Raw genomic sequence first — 18288 nt, 5'->3', positions numbered from 1 at the left:
CACCATGGAGGCTGACGCCCTGGCCGGTGAACCGGGTGGAATCACCCGGCGCGCCCAGCTCGCGGGCCTGCGGCCGGACGCAGGCGCGGGGGTCCTGTTCTCCCTGCATGCCTCCGAACCGGCGACCCTCACCTGGCTGCCCGGTCTCGACGCCGTCCTCGGCCTCCCCGGCGCGACCGGCAAGGAGCTGTGCGACCGGCTCACCGAGCTGCTGCGCCCGCTCACCGCGAACCTCCGCCGCACCCCGCCCGGCCGCGATTTCGAACTCGAACAGCCGCAGGACGGCGCCGACGGGACCCCTCGCCGCATCCGGCTGCGCGCCCGGACCGTCGGCGAACAGGACCACACGACCGGCCTGCTCGGCGTCGCCTCGGCGGTCGCGGAAACCGAGCCGGACAAGTCCGATCTCGCGGAGCTGTCCGACCGCTACCAGCTGCTGATGGAACAGAGCCCGGACGCGATCTGCGTGCATTCGGGCGGCGTCGTCACCTACGCCAATCAGGCCGCGCTCGACCTGTTCGAGGCACGGGCGGCACACGAGGTCGTCAGCCAGGAGTTCGGGGATTTCGTGGCCGCCGAATCCGCGCAGCTGCTTGAGGATCCCAGTGCGGAACCGCGTGAAGCGGTGCTGAAACGGTTGGACGGGAGCAAATTCGTGGCGGAAACCGTGTCGGTACGCACCAGCGACTCGAACCCGCCGTCGTTCCAAGTGGTGATCCGCGACAGCACCGTCAAGCACGCCGCCGCGGCCGCCGTCCGCGCGCAAGAAGCGCTGGTCACGCACGTCAGCGACGCCATCGTCACGATCACCGCCGAAGGCATCGTCACCGGCTGGAACCCGGCCGCGGAGACCGTCTACGGCTGGCCCGCCCCGGAAGCGCTCGGCCGACGGGTGCACGAGGTGCTCGGCATCGACCCGAACCCGGCCGCGATCCGCGACGGCGTCGCCGCACAGACCCACCGCGGCCGGGACGGCTCGCCTCGGCAGGTCCGGGTCTCCGCGACCGAGACCGTCGACGGCTTCCTCCTGGTCTGCACCGACGAGACCGCACGTCGACGCGTCGAACAGCACTACGCGACGGTCGTCGCCGCGCTCGACGAGGGCGTGCTGGTGATCGGCCCGACCGGACTGATCCAGTCGGCGAACCCGTCCGCCTGCCGCATCCTCGGCGTCCCGGAGACGCAGCTGCTCGGCGTGCCGTGCACGACGCTCGTGCTGTTCGACGAGGACGGCAACCGGATCCCGGACGACGACCTGCCGTCCATGCACACGCGCCGTACCGGAAGCACGCACAACGGCCTGGTCGTGCGCCTGCGCCGGCCCGACGGCCGCGACGTGTGGGTGTCGCTGACCTCCCGGTTGCTCGACTCGGACGATCCGAACGGCGTCACGGTGGTCACGTCCTTCACCGACATCACCGAACGGCGCGCGATCAGCGCCCGGCTGGCCCACGAGGCGACCCACGACCCGCTGACCCGGCTCGCCAACCGCACCCTGGTGCTGGACCGGCTCGACCGCCGCGACGGCGCCGAGGCGGCCGCCGTGCTGTTCCTCGACCTCGACAAGTTCAAGCTGATCAACGATTCCCTCGGCCACCCGGTCGGCGACCAGGTCCTGCGCATCGCCGGCGAACGCCTGCGCCGGGCCACCGGCCCCGACGACGTCGTCGGCAGGCTGGGCGGCGACGAGTTCGTGGTCGTCACGTCCGCGACGACCGGACAGGCGCAGGTCGGCGTCTTCGCCGCGCACCTGCGTTCCGTGCTGGCGGAGCCGGTTTCGGTGCACGGCAGGCAACTGCACCTCGACGCGAGCATGGGCATCGTGCTCGTCGAACCGGACGACCGCCGCAGCGCGGAGGACTTGCTGCGCGACGCGGATGTCGCGATGTACCAAGCGAAATCCCGCGGCCGTGGCCGGTTCGAATTCTTCGACGTCGCTTTGCGCGAACGCATGCAGCGCCGATTGCGGATGGAACAAGACCTCCGCGACGCCGTCCACAGTGGACAGCTGTGGCCCGCCTACCAGCCGGTGGTCGACCTGCGCACCGGAGAGATGGTCGGCGTCGAAGCGTTGCTGCGCTGGACCCATCCGAAACACGGCGCGATCTCGCCCGCGGAATTCATCCCGCTGGCCGAGGAAAGCGAACTCATCAACGTGCTGGGCAAGTACGTCCTGCGCGACACGACGCGCGAACTGGCCGCCCTGCGCACCGGCCGGGGCCTCGACCTCAGCCTGAAAGTGAACCTCTCCGTGCGGCAGCTGGACGACCCGCACCTGGTCCCGGCGGTCCGCGACGCACTCGCCACCACCGGCCTGCCGCCCGGCTCATTGACGCTGGAAGTCACCGAAAGCGCCCTCATGCGCGATACGTCGGCAGCCGCGGAAGTGTTGTCCGCCTTGCGTTCTCTCGGGGTCTTGCTCGCCATCGACGACTTCGGCACGGGTTATTCTTCGCTGGCCCAGCTGCGTCGCCTGACGCTGGACACCCTCAAAATCGACCGCTCGTTCATCACCGGAATCGCCGACTCCCGCGACGCGGCGGCGATCGTCACGAGCATCATCGCGATGGCGCACGCGGTGGATCTGACGGTGGTCGCGGAAGGCGTCGAGACCGCGGAAGAGCTTGCGCTGCTACGAGAACTCGGCTGCGACCAGGCCCAGGGCTACCACCTCGGCCGGCCGCTTGCTGCCGCGGAGCTGTTTCAGTAAGTCTCGAGCAGAGCCGCCAGCTCGTCCTCAGTAAGGAAGACGTCCAGATCCTCCAACGTCTTGCCGAGATCGACCGGTTCGATCGTGCGCGTCTCGACCGTGCCGTCCGGATGGCTCTCCTGGTATTCGCGGCCGAGCAGCCGACGGAACCGTCCCGGCTCGAGCCGCATCACCACGATGCGTCCGGTGAACGGCGACTTCGGATGTGTGGACGTGTAGTGGTGGAACACCTGGTAATCGATCGGACGGCTGCTCACCAGCGGGAGCACCTCGTGCAGGTCCTCCCAGCCGTCGCCGTCCTGCTTCTGCAGCACCCACCAGCCGTCGCGCAGCGTCATCCGGTGCGTCCACCCGGCCTGGTCCACTTCGGCCCCGTCGATCAGCGGCATCGGCAGCAGGATCCCTGCGCCGAACCCGACGTCCACCAGAAACTGTTGCCCCTCAACGGTAATCACCAGCGTCATGTGGGTGTACGGCCCGCTCTTCCGCGGCTGCACCCGCGCTACCGTGCGCTGCACCTCGTACCCGAGCTGCTCGGCGACGGCCGCGAAAAGCCCTGCCTGCTCGTAGCAATACCCGCCCCGGCGGCGTCCGACGAGCTTCTCGCTGACGACGTCCAGCTCGATCCCGCGGTGTCGCCCAATCACCACGTCGACATTCTCGAACGGGATCGCCCGGACGTGCGCCTGCGCCAACCGCCCGAGCGCCGCTACGGACGGCTTCTCCCGCCGCTGCCCCACGCGCGCGAGGTAGGCGTCGACGTCCGCTGCTTCGATGTTCCATTCCCCGGTCATAAGGCCAGTCTGCAACCTCCAGCTAGCTCTAGGTCAACAGTCACCCAGGGTCACAACGGTTGTGACTGGCACCACTCTCTGGTGTGATGTACCCCGCGATGCCTACCAGTCAGTAGCACACGTCCGAGTGAGTGCTGGCCTTCTCGAAGGGAGCCCGATGAAGACCCCTCGACCACTGGCCCGGGCCAGTGCGGTGACGGCCCTGGCGACCGCCGCCGCGTTGCTGCCCGCGACCGCGTGGGCCGCGGCCCCGACCTGGGCCCCGGCGGACACCGCCGCCGTGCACCCCGGGGTGCAGACGCACACCAACGGGGCGCAATGCACCTCGAACTTCGTGTACAGCAACGGAACGGACGTCTTCCTCGGACAAGCCGCGCACTGCTCCGGCACCGGCGGCTCGACCGAAACGAATGGCTGCTCCGCCGGTTCGCTCCCGATCGGCACTCCCGTCTCGATCACCGGGGCGAGCAAGCCGGGGACGCTCGTCTACAACTCGTGGCTGACCATGCAGTCCCGCCACGAAGCGGACGCGAACACCTGCCAGTACAACGATCTCGCGCTGGTGAAGGTCGACCCGGCGGACGTGTCGAAGGTGAACCCCAGCCTCCCGTTCTGGGGCGGCCCGACCGGCGTGAACACCACCGGCACAAAGCAACTCGGCACGGTGCTCAGCTACGGCAACTCCGAACTCCGCGGCGGAATCACCCAGCTGTCCCCCAAACAGGGCACCAGTCTGGGCGACACCGGCGGCGGCTGGAGCCACACAGTACTAACGGTGACCCCTGGCATCCCCGGTGATTCGGGTAGCGGCTTCCTCGACCGGGCCGGAAACGCACTCGGGGTGCTGAGCACGCTGAACCTGGCACCCCAGCCCGGGACGAACGGCGTCGGCGATCTCTCGCGTGAGCTGGCGTACGCGAGTGCTCATGGTGGGCTCGGGACTGTGGAACTGGTGCCGGGGACGGCCAAGTTCCGTGGGCCGTTGATCTAGCGTTTGCGCTAGCTTCGAGCTGAGGTACCTGGCGTGCCCGGCACGGTTCAGATCGTGCCGGGCACGACCACGTTCCCTGGCCACGGCCAGGGTGCGTCCACCCCACAGCAGCCCCGACGCGGTGCAGCCCTCACCGGGCACGGCCACGTTCTGACGCCAGTGCCAAGGTGCAGCCACCCCACGGCGGCCCGACGCCACGCACCCCACTCTCTTGCACGCGGAGCGTGCGGCACGACCAAGCTCCGCGATGCACCTCGTCCCGGGCACGACCAAGCTCCGCGATACACCTCGGCCCGGGCACGACAACGCTCTGCGAACCCACCGAACCAGGCGTCGGCAAGGGGATCCCGCGGAACTTCCCGCGAGCATCCCTTCACCGTCCTCGCCAGAGCAGGCACCCATCCCGCAGCGCCACCGAAACCTGCCGATCGCCCACCGCCTCGGGACCTACCTCAGTCCCCCACCGCAACCGCATACAGGTACCAAGCCGAATGCGGCAGCCACTGTTTCATCGCAACGCCTCGGGACCCACCTCAGTCCCCCACCACGACCGCGTACAGGTACCACGTCGAGTGCGGCAGCCATTGTTCATCCCACCGCCAGTCGTCGTCCTTTCCGGTGACCACGTAACCGCGGTCCCACGCTATTCCGCTGCCGTCCTCGTTCAAGCCGGTGATGCCGTTGACAATCCCGCCCGCCGTCGGCAGGAACTGCCACGACCCGAGCCAGCTGTACTGCGGGTTGTCGCGGCCGCTGCCGTCGAGCATGCACACGCCGTACGGGTTGCTGCCGCAGATCCAGTTCAGCTGGTCCGCCGCATATGACCGCAGCCGACCCGCGAACTCGCCCGAAAACCGTTGCGCGGCAAGCCGAGCCGCGGTCGCCAGCGAAGCGATCCGCGCGTTCTCGCCCTGCCACCACTGGTCCTTCACACGCGGCGTGACGTTGTGCGGGAAGAAAAATGAGCTGTACCTCTTACCCTCTCCATCTTGCACAAGATTCCGCGCATACCCAAACGGGTTAGGCACCTCGGAAGTCACCGCGAGCTCGAACTCCAGCGACCGCCGTACCACCTTCAGCACCTCGGAAACCGTTAGCGCGTCGGCGATCTCGGCGTACGCGAGCAGGCTGAGCACCGGCAGCCCAGCGTCCGAGGGATGGAAGTACGGCCGGTCGCCGTCGTCCGCGCGCCAGTAGTCCCGGTAGGACTTCCAGGAAACCAAGCGCTGCAACAGATTATGCGCCCGCCGGTCCGCCGCCTCGCGGTATACTGGTTTCTTGGTCACCTGATACAACTCGACCGCCGCCAGCAACGCGCCGTAGTCGTCCTGGATGTTTTCCTTGCCGTCATTGGTCATTTCGACGTTGTGGTGCTCCAGGAAGTCGAACGCCGCTTCCGCTGTCGCCAGATACTCCTCGTGGGAGTAGTCGCCCGACGCGTCCAGCGTGGTCGCCGCGGCCAGCGCCGCGATCGCGACCCCGCCGCCTTCGCGGTAGTTCACCTGAACGGGCTCGCCGTCGTCGTTCGCCAGGACAAACCGCAGCTTCGGATCTTTCGGCGGCCCAGGCTGGATGACCGACGTGACGAACGTGCCGTCCGCAAGCTTCACCCGACGCAGATAGTCAGCGCCGAACAGCGCTTCGTCGGCCAGCCAGGTTCGCAATTGGGTGAAGTTGGTGTCGCCGCGCGCAGTGAGCCGCTGGTACGCCTTGGCCAGCACCCAGGCGGTGAGCGGGATCTGCAGAGTGTTGAAGTAGCTGCGGTCCGAGAGCTGCGTGAAGTGCTTGCCGAAGTCGCCAGTCGCGTCGTACCAGCCGCCGTGCGCGTCCATGACCTGCGTGCCCTTGGAGCCGATCGGCGCTGCGCGGTCCTGGCGATCGAACCGGTCCGAGCTGCGGGTGCCCTTGAAGTAGTGCACGACGTGGGAGAGCGTGTAGCGCTCAAGCACCAGCTGATCGATGCGGAACGGCTGCGACCGCCCGTCCGCGGCGAGCAGGACGTACTCGCCTTCGGTCTTCAGCGCGGAAAAGTCCGCGGTCCAGTAATGCCGGTCATCCCACCCCGGAACCTGAGCCGCCGGCCGCGGACTCCCGGTGAAGACGACCTTCCCGGTGGCGACGTCAACGACGGTAAACCTCGGAATCGCCCGCGGCGACCCGGCCGCGAGCACCGCCCGCTTGGGCGCACCGGGCGCGTAACCGACGTTGTTCGCGTAAACCGCCACCCCGGCCTGCGCCTCGACGGCCACGGCCTCAGCTCCCAACGGAGTCATCGCCCCCACTGCCCCGACCCCCACCGCCGCCGACCCGGCAAGAAAACTGCGACGCCCCACATCTCCCGGCATTCTCGACCTCCAAGTGGTCCAGACCTCTGAGATGTTATTGAGGCTAAGTAGCGATCCGGAGGTTTGGCAAGACTGCTTCCGAATGGCAAATCCGGGCAAGTCGGCGGAAGCGGAACCATGGTCGGCGCGGCAGCCACTCAGTGAATACCGCCTCGACGGCACGACATCACGGCCATCAAGCTTGAGCCCCGCGCTGCGGGCGGTCTGGACTCCCCGACAGCAGCAAGGAAGCGTCGCGCGGCCGCGGCTCTCCTGGACGGCCCCGCGGAACCACAGCCAAGACGGCTGAAAAACGAAACAGCCCCCATCCGGCTGGATGAGGGCTTCTTTCGCAGGTAACGGTGTGGCCAGGGCCGGGGTCGAACCGGCGACCTTCCGCTTTTCAGGTCTCGGGTTCTCTGTTCACTGGCGGTCGCCCGAGTCAAAGCCGCTGGTCAAGGGCACACAGTGACCGCCAGCGACCCCCGACGTACCCCCGTAACTGGAACCCTTTCTGGGCACCAAACGGGGTGCCCATGGCCCGCTGGGCACCCCGGTCAGTCAGCTCACACCTCACGACGCTTGGCAGCGTTGGGTGGCACATCACCGGCGAGGAACGCTCGCACCTGCTCCACGGCCACCTCGTAACAAAGCTCGTTTGTGCCAGGGACAGTGCGAGCGGAGTGCGGGCTGATGATGACTCCGTGGCAGCTCCACAGCGGGTGGTCCGCAGGTAAGGGCTCCGGCTCCGTGACGTCTAGTGCGGCCCGAAGCCGACCCGCTTGGACTTCCGCGACGAGGGCGTCCGTATCCACGATCTTGCCCCGCCCCGCGTTAATGAGCAGCGCGCCGCTATCCATGGCAGCCAGGAATCCCTTGTCAACGAGGTTCAACGTGCCGTCGTTTAGCGGCGCAGTAATCACCACGATCTGATGACCTGGGATAAGGCCAGGGAGTTCGGCGACCCCATGCACTCCCGGGCGAGACTTACTCGCCACCAAGGTTGAATTTGCACCAAACGCATCGAATAGTTTTGCCGTAGCGTTGCCAATCGCCCCGGCACCTACGATGAGAACCTTCTTTCCCCGAAGTGTGTCCGCGTCAAATCGGCGGTGTGCCCAGGTGTGCTCGTCCTGGAATCGAACGAGGGAGGGCCATTGCCTGTACTGCGCGAGCGCCGCGGAAATGACCCACTCGGATACGGGCGCAGCATGTCCGCCACGAGCACCAGCAAGCGTGATTCCCGCAGGAACGACCGGCTCCCACTCGTCGGTTCCCGCAGCAAGAAGCTGCACCATCTTCAAGTTCGGCATTTGTGCCATGAGCGGCATCGGTCGGTTCGTGCCTCGGTAGGGCGGCACGAATATGTCGGCGAGCCGTTGGCGGTCGTCAAGCTCCGTAGTTGTCGGGTCATACGGCACGACCTCGACTGAATCGAGTTGACTGAACAGCTTGTGACCCACCAGGTCATCGGTTTCGTTGCTGACGAGCACTTTTGTCATCGGCTATCTTGGCTTTCTGATAGAACTTGCGAAATCAGGTTGGCTGCTTGCTCTTGAAGGGGGCTACTGGACGCCGAGTTGTCGATTACGACGTGCGGCACGGGTGGCCGCAAATCCAAGTTGATTCCGGCTATGTACTCATCCCAGTTTGCAAGCTTGTGCGCGTCACGAGCCGCCCCTCGGTGACGTACATATGTGTGCATGGTTTCCGCGTCGCAGAACACCCAGACAAACGTCGGCGTAGCGCCCATGCTTTGGCAGGTTGCCTGCATCCGGCTAACCCACGCGGCATCTGAGAACTCACGGATAAACGGCGCGGTGACGATGGCACTGTTTCCGCATTGCACGTTCTCAGTCATTGCACTGGAAAGTGCCTCATATTCACGGGGACGGATCTTGTCGACGTATACCGTCGATTCCCGGTCATTCGGTGATTGGCCCAGTAGCTCTAGGGCGGCCTCGACGACTGGCCGGGTGAGGGTGTCCTTGTCCAGCATCGGCCAGCCGGTGCCCCGGGCGATGACGCGCCCGAGTTCTGTCTTGCCGCTGCCTGCATAGCCGCCGACAAAGAGCACGCGTGGGGATGTCGGCTTCGGGAGCGCCGCCGACGTTACGTGCGGCGCGTGGACCACCCTGCCAGCGCGGGGCTTGCTCACCACAAGACCTTCCTTGATCAGGGCATCCATCGCCTCATTGATGGTGAACGGGCTCACGTTCCACTCCGCCGCAAGCTCGCGCGTCGACGGGAGCTGCTGACCGTCGCGGAGACGCCCGGCCTCGATGTCGTTGCGGATGTTGCGGGCTACCTGCTGGTGCAACGGTTCCGAACGCTGCACTCCCGAGCGTGGCCGTGACATGTCTGGCGGCTCCCTAATGGCAGTGAACGGCAGATCATCTGATTTGCCGACGCGGCAGACCATACCATCTGTTTGGTTGCATTGTCCCTGGTCAAGCTCACATTGTTGCTCCATTCGAGTGAAACCAGTTGGTTGGCTCACATATCAACTGTTAGCTTCGTGGTGTTCCACAGCACACCAACCGAGAGGGACCCACGATGAGGACCGCACGAGCCATCACCCGCGAAGCTCAGGCCGTCGTTGACTGGCTGGGAGAGGGTGTTTCCGCAAGTGAGGGCTACTGCCCGGACGGCTTGGACGAGTCGGCTATCGACGCACTGATCGCGTCGGTCGACGCGGAGCTGGCCGCCACCGATGAGGCCGCGGCCGTCCGGGTGCAGCACTCGTTCACCGACGCTCGCCGTGCGCACCGGATCCGCCGCCGGGTCGAGGGTGCGACGTTGCGGGCGGTGCCGGGCCGGTTCGAGGCCGCCGCCGGTGAGCCGGTGGGGGAGGCCGCGTGATGGCCGATCCGCGCTCGTTGACCAGCTCGTTTGACCCCGACGCGGCGGCTCACTCCGCCAAGAACGCGCCTGCCGCGCCGGGTCCCGCCGACCAGCCGCATGACCGTTCGGAGAGGAACACCATGGTAGGGACCGCAGCCGCGTTCGTGACGGACGCGTACAAGGCCATCGCTGATCTGATGGCCGCTCGCCCGATCTCGGCCGTCAACTACGCGACGGGCCGCGAGTTCGACGCGGCGCAGGTGACGTGGCTGTTCGCGATGGCCGACGCCCTGGAGGACGCGGACTTGTGCGAGGACGCGGACACCACCCGGGAGACCGCGCTCAGCGTGGTCCGGGAAGCGGTGTCCCAGGTTGCGGGGGTGGTCGCGTGATCACCCGCAACCGGATGCGCCTGCCGATCCTCGCGCCCCAGGCGGTTGTCTGCCCGAAGGGTGAACCGGCCCGCGACGCGGGCGCGATGTCCGCGCTGGTCACCTACGACGCCCGCGACCCGTTCGCGGTCACGCTGACCCTGACCACCTCCGGGGTCGAGTGGGTGCTGGCGCGGGAGCTGCTGGCCGACGGCGTGAACGCCGGGACCGGCGAGGGCGACGTCTACGTCTGCCCGGACATCCACGGCGAGGCCGTGATCTGGGTGACCCTGCACGGCGAGACCAGCACCCTCATCCTCGGGTTCTCCCGCAGCGACATCGAGCACGCGCTGGACGGGATGGAGCGGATCGTGCCCGAGGGCAGCGAGTCCGACCGGATCGACTGGTCCCGCGAGTTCGGCTGGATCGTGTCGGGCGGTGAAGCCGCATGACCGGCAAGAACCTCTCGCCGCTGGCAATCGAGCGGCTGGCGAAGAAGCGCTGGGCCGAGGCCCACGGCCGGACCTGGGCCAAGGCCAGCAAGCGCGAACGCGCGAACTGGCTGGCCGAGACCGAGCCGCTTATCCGCGAGGAACACGGCATCGCCGCGGACGCGGAATGGCGCGGCGGGGACTGGCACGCGCCCCAGCAAGCCGACTTGTTCGACCTGTTCGGCACCCCGGAGGTGGCCTGATGTCCACGCAAACCCTGATGGTCCTGGGCGGTCTCGCCCTGCTGGGCGTGTTCAGCGTGTGGCGGGCCGGGCGCAAGTCCGCGGCCAAGAGCATGAAGGGCGTCCGCGAGGTCACCCGCATGACCGGCAACACCATCCGTCTGATCCTGGCGACGGTCATCATCGCCGGAGTCCAGTGGCTGGTGATCGTGAAGATCGGCAACACCACCGCCACCTGGATCGCGCTCATCGTCCCCGCGCTGCTGGCCGCCGCCACCATCGTCCGGCTCATGGCCATCACCGAACTCGTGCACACCACCCGGGGAGGCCGCCGATGAACCCCACGCCCGAAGACCCGTGGGAAATCCACGACCACATCACCCGCGAAAACGAACGCATCGCCCGCGAACGCCGCCAGGAGGGGAACCGATGACCAGCACGGAACTCGCCCCGCAGGACGCGCGGCACGTGCCGCTCACCGACGCGGACAAGCTCGCGCAGGACGCCGCGACCGCGGCGCAGGTGCGGCGGCTGGCCAACCACCCGGACGTGGTGGCACTGCGGGTGGAGAAGGTCCGCACGCAGGTGGACGCGGTGATCTGGCTGGGGATTTTCCTGGGCCTGGCGTTCACGATGGTCAACGTTCAGCAGTTCGCCGCCGCCGGTGCGCCGGTGTGGTCGCTGGGCTGGTTCGCGGGCTGGCTGCTGGACCCGATGGTGTCCCTCGTGCTCGTGGCGGTGCTGCGGGCGGAGCAGATCACCGCCCGCTACCAGGTGTCGACCGGGGTGTGGGCGCACCGGACGAAGTGGTTCGCGTTCCTGGCCACCTACGTGATGAACACCTGGGAGTCCTGGACCCGGTTCGACGTGGCCGGGGTGGCGCTGCACTCGGTGCCGCCGGTGCTGGTGTTCCTCGCCGCGGAGACCGCGCCGGTGCTGCGCGACAAGCTCACCGAAGCCGTCCTGGCCGCCGCCGGTCACGCCCATGCCGGCATCGGGATGCCGGACGTCGACCAGCACGAACCGGCGAGCCCTGCCGAACCCGCCGAACTCCCCGCCGACGAGGAGTTAGCCGCGGCCAAGCCGGTCCCGCAGCCGCGCAAGCCCGCCCGCAAGACGAGCAAGGCCAAGGCCAAGCCCGCGACGGGCCGGAAGCTGCTGGCCGACTACGTGGCCGACGCCCGCGCCGCGTGGACGCCCGGAACCGAGATCACCCCGGCCTGGGTCCGCAGCGTCACCGACTGCGGACGCGGCACCTCGTCCAACGTCGCCGCCGCCCTGGCCGCCGAACTCGCCGACACCGACCCGGAGCCCGCCGATCTGAGGGAGGCCGCCTGATGTCCACGACCGCCGACCACGCCCCGTTCCCGACCGCCGACCGCGAACACCAGGGAGACCAGCCCGTGAACACCCCCGCCGAACCGTCCGCGAACACCACCGCCGACGCGCCCGCGAACGCTGACACGGACGTCGCCTGGACCCGCTCCGGGAACGCCGTCCCCGTTCACCCGGACACCGCCCGCAGCGCGGAGCAGATCCCCGCACAGGACACGGGCGAGCGGGACGCCCGTGCCGGTGACGTCATCGACGCCGCCGACGGGGACGAGCCCGCCGACACGGCCCCGGCCGCGCTGGTCGACCCGCCCGCGGTGACGCGGTCGTGGTGGGAAACCGCCGGGGACGCCACCGCCCGCCCGTTGGTGGCCAAGTGGCTGACCTCGGCCGAAGAGTTCAAGTCCCGGGCGCGGTTCCTGGTCCGCTACGCCGCCCACACCACGGCGTTCCACGCGCTGCGGGTGCCGCTGTACGTGCCGACCGCGTTCCTGCGCTCGTTCGGCGCGGTCGGCCGTCTGCTGGGCCGGTTGCACCACTGGGTGTTCGACGGTGAGTCCAAGCCGGTGCGGATGAACGCCCGCGACCGCAACGACTCGGACGTGTACATGAAGCTGCGCGAGGCCCGCAACGACGCGGTGCGTCGCCGGATGGCCCCGGTCATGGTCGGGATCGTGGTGTTGCTGGCCGTGGTCTACCTCGCCATCACCTACGTCACCCCGTTCTGGAACTGGACCGTCCTGGTATCGGCGATGACCCTCATCGGCTGGTGGGGCGCTCCGGCCGACAAGCCCGTCGCCGGGCGCGCGGTGGACATGGAGAAGACCCCGAAACTCACGTCCACGACGGTCGAGGACGCCCTGTGCTCGCTGGGGATCGGGGCGCTCAACCAGGCCTACAGCAAGGGAAAGCGGATGGGCTTCCCGTCGCCGATCTCCCGCGACGGCGACGGCTGGCGCGCGGACGTCGACCTTCCCCCGGCCGTGACCGCGGGCGACATCATCGCCAAGCGCGCCGAACTGTCCTCGGCACTGCGCCGCCAGATCGGGTGCGTGTGGCCCGAAGGAGACGCGCGAATCCACGAAGGACGGCTCGTGCTGTGGGTCGGGGACAAGGACATGTCCCAGTCCAAGCAACCCATCTGGCCGCTGGGCAAGCCCGGCGCGACCGTGGACCTGTTCAAGCCGCAGCCCTTCGGCACCGACCAGCGCGGCCGCTGGGTCGACGTGACGCTCATGTTCGTGTCCATGATCATCGGTGCGGTGCCGCGGATGGGCAAAACCGTGTCCCTGCGGGAACTCCTGCTCATCGCCGCGCTCGACCCGCGCGCAGTGCTCTACGCCTACGACCTCAAAGGCACCGGCGACCTCTCGCCGCTCGCGCCCTGCGCGCACGGCTACGGCGTCGGCGACGACCCCGAGGACATCGAGCGCATGGTGGTCGAGATGCGGGAGCTGCGCGAGGAACTGCGCCGCCGCACCAAAGTCATCCGCGCCCTGCCGGAGTCGGTCTGCCCGGACAACAAAGTCACCCCGGAACTGGCCGCCCGCAAGGACTTGCGGCTCGCGCCCATCGTCGTCGGCGTGGACGAGTGCCAGGTCTGGTTCGAGCACAAGGAACACGGCGCGGAGTTCGAGGAGATCTGCACCGACCTGGTGAAACGCGGCCCCGCACTGGGCATCGTCCTCATCCTCGCCACCCAGCGCCCGGACGCGAAGTCCCTGCCCACCAGCATTTCCGCCAACGCCATCCTGCGCTACTGCCTGAAAGTCCAGGGACAGACCGAAAACGACATGGTCCTCGGAACCAGCCAGTACAAGAACGGGGTCCGGGCCACGATGTTCGCCCGCTCCGACCGCGGCATCGGCTACCTCGCCGGTGAAGGCGACGACGCCAAGATCGTGCGGTCGGTGTACAAGGACGCCACCGACGCCAAGAAAATCGCCGCCGGAGCCCGCGTCCGCCGCGAGGCGATCGGCAACATCACCGGCTACGCCGCCGGGGAAGAGGTCGACGTCGAGGCCGCCCGCCTGGACCCGCTCGCCGACACGCTGTCGGTGTTCGAGCGCGGCGAGGACAAGCTGTGGTCCGACGTCATCGTGACCCGCCTGGCCGACCTCCGCCCGAGTCAGTACGGCGGGTGGACGGCGCAGAACCTCGCCACCGCGCTCAAGCCCAAGGGCGTCAAGCCGAAGCAGGTGTGGGCCACCGACCCGGAAACCGGCAAGGGAGCCAACCGCAACGGCTACACCCGCGACGCCCTCACCACCGCCCAGAACAACGGACAGTAACCGAACGGAGTGGCTAGGGGCGGGCCGTCCTCTAGATCCGAGGCCCTCTAGACCTAGACCCCGCCCCTAGACACCCGCAGCCATCCTGACCAGGACTCTAGCGGCCTAGACCACCCCCGCGCCGACCAGCGGAAACACCCGCAAACCCCGGCTAGCCGCCGACACCGACCGGCCCTAGCCCTGGCCGAACGCACCCAAAAACAAGCACGCAGAGTCACGACCCTAAGAGGTGCACGTTGACCACGCACGCCACCCGCAGCCCAGTCCACGGCCCGGCCCGCCCGCCGGTCACCATCCCGTTCGCCGAGTACCGCGCCCTCGCCGCCGACGCCGCCGCCTGGCGGCACCTGGCCGCCAGCCCGCACGTCGCGGAACTCCTCGCCGAATGGGTCGAGTGGGACCGCCGCCGCACCGCCCGCCAGACCTCCAACGCCGTCTCAGCCGCCGCCGACTGGCGCGCCAACGCTGCCACGCCCACCTACGCCGAACTCGCCCGCCGCCGCGCGACGTTCGCCCGGCCTGCCCTGACGCCGCAGCAGATCCGCGCCCGCGCCGCCGCGTCCTGGGCGCGGGTCGAGGCCCGCAGCGCCCATGCCGGCATTCGCGCCGCCTGACCGGAAGGACCACCCCATGACCACGCTCGACACCGAACAGTCCACACCGGACGGCGCGGCCTTGCTCGACTCGCTGCGCACCGCGCTGACCCGCTACGTGTCCTTGCCCAGCCCGGAAACCGCGGACGCCATCACGCTGTGGATCGCGGCCACCCACGCCCAACCGGCGTGGGCGCACGCGCCGCGGCTGGTGATCCGCGCCCCGGAGAAGCGCTGCGGGAAGTCCCGGCTGCTCGACATCGTCGAGGCCACCTGCCACAACCCGTTCATCACCGTCAACAGCTCCCCGGCCGCGGTCTACCGGTCCGTCACCAACGACCCGCCCACGCTCCTGGTGGACGAGGCGGACACGATTTTCGGGCCGAAGGCTGACGGGAACGAAGACCTGCGCGGGCTGCTCAACGCCGGGCACCAGCGCAACCGCCCGGCCAAGCGCTACGACGCCACCAACAACCGCGTCGAGTCCATCCCCACCTTCGCCATGGCCGCCCTCGCCGGGATCGGCGCGATGCCCGACACCATCGAGGACCGCGCCGTCATCGCCCGGATGCGCCGCCGCGCGCCCGGGGAAACCGTTGCCCCGTACCGGCACCGCCGCGACCGGCCCGCGCTGCGCACCCTCGCCGACCAGCTCGCCGAATGGCTGCGCTCCGACCTGCCCGCCCTGGAAGCCGCCGAACCGGAGATGCCCGTGGAAGACCGCGCCGCCGACACCTGGGAACCCCTCGTCATCGTCGCCGACCACGCCGGAGCCGACTGGCCCGACCGCGCCCGCCGCGCCGTCCTCGCCCTCACCGCCAACGAAGGCGACGACAACGCAACCTCCGACCGCCTGCGCCTGCTCATCGACTGCCGCACCGCGTTCGGCGAAGACCTCGCCCTGCCGACCGCGGAACTGCTCAACCGCTTGCGCCGCATGGATGAGTCCCCGTGGCAGGAGTACGGGCCGAACGGGCTCACCGCGATGCGGCTGGGCACGCTGCTCAAGGAGTACAGCATCCGGTCCGGCACCATCCGGTTCCCCGGCAACGGACAAGCCAAGGGCTACCGCCGGGCCGACTTCGCCGACGCCTGGACCCGCTACTGCCCCGAGATTCCCGCAGCCGGGGAGGGGGAGCCGTCCCAGCCGTCCCAGCCTCATAACCCCAGCTCGGAGCCGGTACGGCTGGATTCCTGGTACGGCTCAAGCCGTACCGCCCGAAAAGCCGTACCGCCCCTGACCTGCAGAAACGAGGCTGGTACGGCTGGGACGGCTCCGACCTCCGCCCGCACCGGCGACGCCACCTGACCCACCGCCAGCGGGGTAGGCGTCCCGGCCGTCCCAAGCGTCCCCGCGCAGGTCAGCCCCGGGACGGCTCCGATGCCCGGTACGGCTCAAGCCGTACCGCCCAGCCGCCTTGGGACGGCTCAAGCCGTACCAACAAACCGCGCCGTACCAGGTCTGACCAGCGACGGGACGGCTGGGACGGCTGGGACGCCTACCCCCGCCCACGCTCCAAGCCCGCCCCAGCACGAAGGGTTTCACCACCCATGTCTACCGCCGAAGACATCACGCAGCTCGCCACCACACTCGTCCAGCTCGCCGAACGCCTCGCGGCCAAGGAAGCCGAGACCGCCCGACCCGCGGTGCGGCCAATGCCAGCACGAGTCCTGCTGACCGTCGAAGAGGCCGCCGAACGCCTCGGCATCGGCCGGACGATGACCTACCGCCTTGTCCGGACCGGACAACTCGAATCAGTCCAGATCGGCCGCCTCCGCCGAATTCCTGCGTCCGCAATAGCCGCCTACGCCGACCACCTGATCGCCGACAACAAAGCTGCCTAGGAGAAACAACGTGTCTCGCACTGAACGTCCCAAAGGAACCCGGAACCCGAACGGTGAGGGGAGCCTCTACTACAGCGAATACGACGGATACTGGCACGCAAAAGTCACCGTCGGAACACTCGACAACGGCAACCCAGACCGGCGGCACATCAAGCGTCGCGACGAGAGTGAAGCGCGCGCCGAATATCGCGAGCTTCTGAATGAACGCGACCGCGGCACAGTGCGCAAGAAGGGAACAAAATGGAAGGTGGACGCCTGGCTTATCCACTGGGTGGAGAACATCGCCCCGCTAACCGCGCGATACAAGACGGTCGTCGGTTATAAGACTGCCGTCTACCGGCACCTCGTGCCCGGCGTCGGAGCCCACTGGCTAAAGCAGATTGAGCCGGAGCACTTTGAGAAGCTCTACACGCGGATGATTCAGTCCGGTCTCAAGCCCGGAACTGTCCACCAAGTGCACCGGACCGCGCGGACCGCATTCGGGGAAGCCGAGCGGCGCGGAATCGTCTTCCGTAACGTCGTCCGCCTCGCCCGCGCGCCTCGCGTCGAAGAAGAAGAAATTGAGCCGCTTGAGCCAGAGGATGTGCAAAACATCTTGACCGCTGCGCTTAAGCGACGAAACGGCGTTCGCTACGTGATTGCGTTGGCACTGGGGGCGCGGCAGGGAGAAGCGCTCGGATTCAAGTGGCCAGCACTGAACAAGCGGCGCAAAACCCTGCGCGTCCGAAAAGCACTACAGCGCCAGAAGTGGCAACACGGGTGCGATGACCCCAATCTCTGCGGGGCGAAGTACCACAAAGTCACCCCATGCAAAGACCCGTGCAGCAAGCACAAACGACCGTGCCCGCCTCCCTGTCCGCCGGATTGCGTCGAACACGCACGAATGTGCCCGCAGCGGCACAGTGGCGGCCTCGTGGAGGTCGACGTCAAGTCGAGTGCTGGCCGCCGGACCTGGACCCTGCCGGACCAGCTCTTTGCCCTGATCGAACGGCACGAGGAACAACAGGCGCTCGAACGCGAGCACGCCGGGTCCGAGTGGCACGAGGGCGATTGGATGTTCACCCAGCCCAACGGCAAGCCGATCGACCCGCGGGCGGATTACGAGACGTGGTGCGAACTGCTCGCCGAAGCCGGGGTGCGAGACGCCCGGCTTCACGACGCACGGCACACCGCAGCGACCGTGCTGCTGATCCTGGGCGTCGACGAGCGAGTGGTGATGGAACTGATGGGCTGGTCAACCATCACCATGAAGAAGCGCTACCAGCACGTCACGGCAGGCATCCGGCAGGACGTCGCCGAACAACTCAACGACTACTTCTGGCGGGCTGTCTAGGCCCCAACTGGGCACCTTTTTGGGCACCTGCACAGACGAAACAGCCTCCACCCGGACCGGGTGGAGGCTGTTTTCGCAGGTAATGGCTGTGGCCAGGGCCGGGGTCGAACCGGCGACCTTCCGCTTTTCAGGCGGACGCTCGTACCAACTGAGCTACCTGGCCGGGAACGCCGGCTAGGAGCCGAAC

17 protein-coding genes and 1 tRNA gene are annotated in these 18288 nt (G+C 68.1%); 13 read left to right on the top strand and 5 right to left on the bottom strand.

Annotation, left to right across the window (positions count from 1 at the left end; all coding sequences use genetic code 11):
• Window positions 1–4: 4 nt before the first annotated feature.
• On the top strand, window positions 5–2710 hold the full coding sequence (locus tag ACFORO_RS34875; protein ID WP_354738746.1) for a sensor domain-containing protein: 2706 nt from the start codon (window positions 5–7) through the stop codon (window positions 2708–2710).
• Here the strand turns inward: ACFORO_RS34875 and ACFORO_RS34870 are convergent.
• Entirely contained in the window at window positions 2704–3504 is an 801-nt protein-coding gene (locus tag ACFORO_RS34870) for an arylamine N-acetyltransferase family protein (RefSeq protein ID WP_377874239.1), read from the bottom strand. The genes ACFORO_RS34875 and ACFORO_RS34870 overlap by 7 nt on opposite strands.
• Window positions 3505–3661: 157 nt before the next feature.
• Between ACFORO_RS34870 and ACFORO_RS34865 the strand changes: the two genes are divergently transcribed.
• The gene (locus tag ACFORO_RS34865) at window positions 3662–4495 is read left to right on the top strand and encodes a serine protease (protein ID WP_377874240.1); all 834 of its coding nucleotides are present in this window, start codon (window positions 3662–3664) and stop codon (window positions 4493–4495) included.
• A gap of 533 nt (window positions 4496–5028) precedes the next feature.
• On the opposite strand, the gene ACFORO_RS34860 is transcribed toward ACFORO_RS34865, so the two are convergent.
• The 3 genes from ACFORO_RS34860 to ACFORO_RS34850 all read right to left on the bottom strand — a co-directional run bounded on the left by ACFORO_RS34860 (window position 5029) and on the right by ACFORO_RS34850 (window position 9319).
• Window positions 5029–6768, bottom strand: a complete 1740-nt coding sequence (locus ACFORO_RS34860) for a glycoside hydrolase family 9 protein (RefSeq protein WP_377874241.1) — start codon at window positions 6766–6768, stop codon at window positions 5029–5031.
• Between the two features lie 617 nt (window positions 6769–7385).
• Entirely contained in the window at window positions 7386–8321 is a 936-nt protein-coding gene (locus ACFORO_RS34855; RefSeq protein ID WP_377874244.1) for an NAD(P)-dependent oxidoreductase, read from the bottom strand.
• Window positions 8318–9319: a GntR family transcriptional regulator gene (locus ACFORO_RS34850; protein ID WP_377874247.1), complete on the bottom strand. Its 1002-nt coding sequence runs from the start codon at window positions 9317–9319 to the stop codon at window positions 8318–8320. The genes ACFORO_RS34855 and ACFORO_RS34850 overlap by 4 nt, the downstream gene beginning before the upstream one ends.
• Window positions 9320–9375: 56 nt before the next feature.
• Between ACFORO_RS34850 and ACFORO_RS34845 the strand changes: the two genes are divergently transcribed.
• From ACFORO_RS34845 to ACFORO_RS34795, 11 genes are all read left to right on the top strand, one after another.
• Complete coding sequence (locus tag ACFORO_RS34845) at window positions 9376–9681, top strand: hypothetical protein (RefSeq protein WP_377874249.1); 306 nt, start codon at window positions 9376–9378, stop codon at window positions 9679–9681.
• Between the two features lie 122 nt (window positions 9682–9803).
• Entirely contained in the window at window positions 9804–10055 is a 252-nt protein-coding gene (locus ACFORO_RS34840; protein ID WP_377874251.1) for a hypothetical protein, read from the top strand.
• On the top strand, window positions 10052–10486 hold the full coding sequence (locus ACFORO_RS34835; RefSeq protein WP_377874253.1) for an SsgA family sporulation/cell division regulator: 435 nt from the start codon (window positions 10052–10054) through the stop codon (window positions 10484–10486). Before ACFORO_RS34840 ends, ACFORO_RS34835 begins: the two co-directional genes overlap by 4 nt.
• Entirely contained in the window at window positions 10483–10728 is a 246-nt protein-coding gene (locus tag ACFORO_RS34830) for a hypothetical protein (protein ID WP_377874255.1), read from the top strand. Before ACFORO_RS34835 ends, ACFORO_RS34830 begins: the two co-directional genes overlap by 4 nt.
• Window positions 10728–11045 (top strand): hypothetical protein, encoded by a 318-nt coding sequence (locus ACFORO_RS34825; protein ID WP_377874257.1) that lies wholly within the window; start codon window positions 10728–10730, stop codon window positions 11043–11045. The genes ACFORO_RS34830 and ACFORO_RS34825 overlap by 1 nt, the downstream gene beginning before the upstream one ends.
• A 91-nt stretch (window positions 11046–11136) precedes the next feature.
• The gene (locus ACFORO_RS34820; RefSeq protein ID WP_377874259.1) at window positions 11137–12045 is read left to right on the top strand and encodes a hypothetical protein; all 909 of its coding nucleotides are present in this window, start codon (window positions 11137–11139) and stop codon (window positions 12043–12045) included.
• Window positions 12045–14330, top strand: coding sequence for a cell division protein FtsK (locus ACFORO_RS34815; protein ID WP_377874261.1), 2286 nt, complete (start codon window positions 12045–12047; stop codon window positions 14328–14330). The genes ACFORO_RS34820 and ACFORO_RS34815 overlap by 1 nt, the downstream gene beginning before the upstream one ends.
• 236 nt (window positions 14331–14566) lie before the next feature.
• Window positions 14567–14944: a hypothetical protein gene (locus ACFORO_RS34810; protein ID WP_377874263.1), complete on the top strand. Its 378-nt coding sequence runs from the start codon at window positions 14567–14569 to the stop codon at window positions 14942–14944.
• A gap of 16 nt (window positions 14945–14960) precedes the next feature.
• Complete coding sequence (locus ACFORO_RS34805; RefSeq protein ID WP_377874265.1) at window positions 14961–16232, top strand: DUF3631 domain-containing protein; 1272 nt, start codon at window positions 14961–14963, stop codon at window positions 16230–16232.
• A 242-nt stretch (window positions 16233–16474) separates the two neighbouring features.
• The gene (locus ACFORO_RS34800) at window positions 16475–16768 is read left to right on the top strand and encodes a helix-turn-helix domain-containing protein (RefSeq protein WP_377874267.1); all 294 of its coding nucleotides are present in this window, start codon (window positions 16475–16477) and stop codon (window positions 16766–16768) included.
• A 10-nt stretch (window positions 16769–16778) separates the two neighbouring features.
• On the top strand, window positions 16779–18101 hold the full coding sequence (locus ACFORO_RS34795) for a tyrosine-type recombinase/integrase (RefSeq protein ID WP_377874269.1): 1323 nt from the start codon (window positions 16779–16781) through the stop codon (window positions 18099–18101).
• Between the two features lie 89 nt (window positions 18102–18190).
• Here the strand turns inward: ACFORO_RS34795 and ACFORO_RS34790 are convergent.
• A tRNA-Phe gene (locus ACFORO_RS34790) sits at window positions 18191–18264 on the bottom strand.
• Between the last annotated feature and the right edge of the window lie 24 nt (window positions 18265–18288).

This window comes from Amycolatopsis halotolerans (assembly GCF_042647905.1).
GTDB classification, from domain to species: Bacteria; Actinomycetota; Actinomycetes; order Mycobacteriales; family Pseudonocardiaceae; genus Amycolatopsis; species Amycolatopsis halotolerans.
This window is presented reverse-complemented; position numbering and strand designations above follow the sequence as displayed.

Bases quoted from the DNA above. Each gene is read 5' to 3' on its own strand.
- ACFORO_RS34860 (WP_377874241.1), bottom strand. From the start codon at position 6,768: ATGACTCCGTTGGGAGCTGAGGCCGTGGCCGTCGAGGCGCAGGCCGGG.
- ACFORO_RS34820 (WP_377874259.1), top strand. From the start codon at position 11,137: ATGACCAGCACGGAACTCGCCCCGCAGGACGCGCGGCACGTGCCGCTC.
- ACFORO_RS34875 (WP_354738746.1), top strand. From the start codon at position 5: ATGGAGGCTGACGCCCTGGCCGGTGAACCGGGTGGAATCACCCGGCGC.
- ACFORO_RS34815 (WP_377874261.1), top strand. From the start codon at position 12,045: ATGTCCACGACCGCCGACCACGCCCCGTTCCCGACCGCCGACCGCGAA.
- ACFORO_RS34845 (WP_377874249.1), top strand. From the start codon at position 9,376: ATGAGGACCGCACGAGCCATCACCCGCGAAGCTCAGGCCGTCGTTGAC.
- ACFORO_RS34865 (WP_377874240.1), top strand. From the start codon at position 3,662: ATGAAGACCCCTCGACCACTGGCCCGGGCCAGTGCGGTGACGGCCCTG.
- ACFORO_RS34800 (WP_377874267.1), top strand. From the start codon at position 16,475: ATGTCTACCGCCGAAGACATCACGCAGCTCGCCACCACACTCGTCCAG.
- ACFORO_RS34830 (WP_377874255.1), top strand. From the start codon at position 10,483: ATGACCGGCAAGAACCTCTCGCCGCTGGCAATCGAGCGGCTGGCGAAG.
- ACFORO_RS34805 (WP_377874265.1), top strand. From the start codon at position 14,961: ATGACCACGCTCGACACCGAACAGTCCACACCGGACGGCGCGGCCTTG.
- ACFORO_RS34825 (WP_377874257.1), top strand. From the start codon at position 10,728: ATGTCCACGCAAACCCTGATGGTCCTGGGCGGTCTCGCCCTGCTGGGC.
- ACFORO_RS34855 (WP_377874244.1), bottom strand. From the start codon at position 8,321: ATGACAAAAGTGCTCGTCAGCAACGAAACCGATGACCTGGTGGGTCAC.
- ACFORO_RS34870 (WP_377874239.1), bottom strand. From the start codon at position 3,504: ATGACCGGGGAATGGAACATCGAAGCAGCGGACGTCGACGCCTACCTC.
- ACFORO_RS34840 (WP_377874251.1), top strand. From the start codon at position 9,804: ATGGTAGGGACCGCAGCCGCGTTCGTGACGGACGCGTACAAGGCCATC.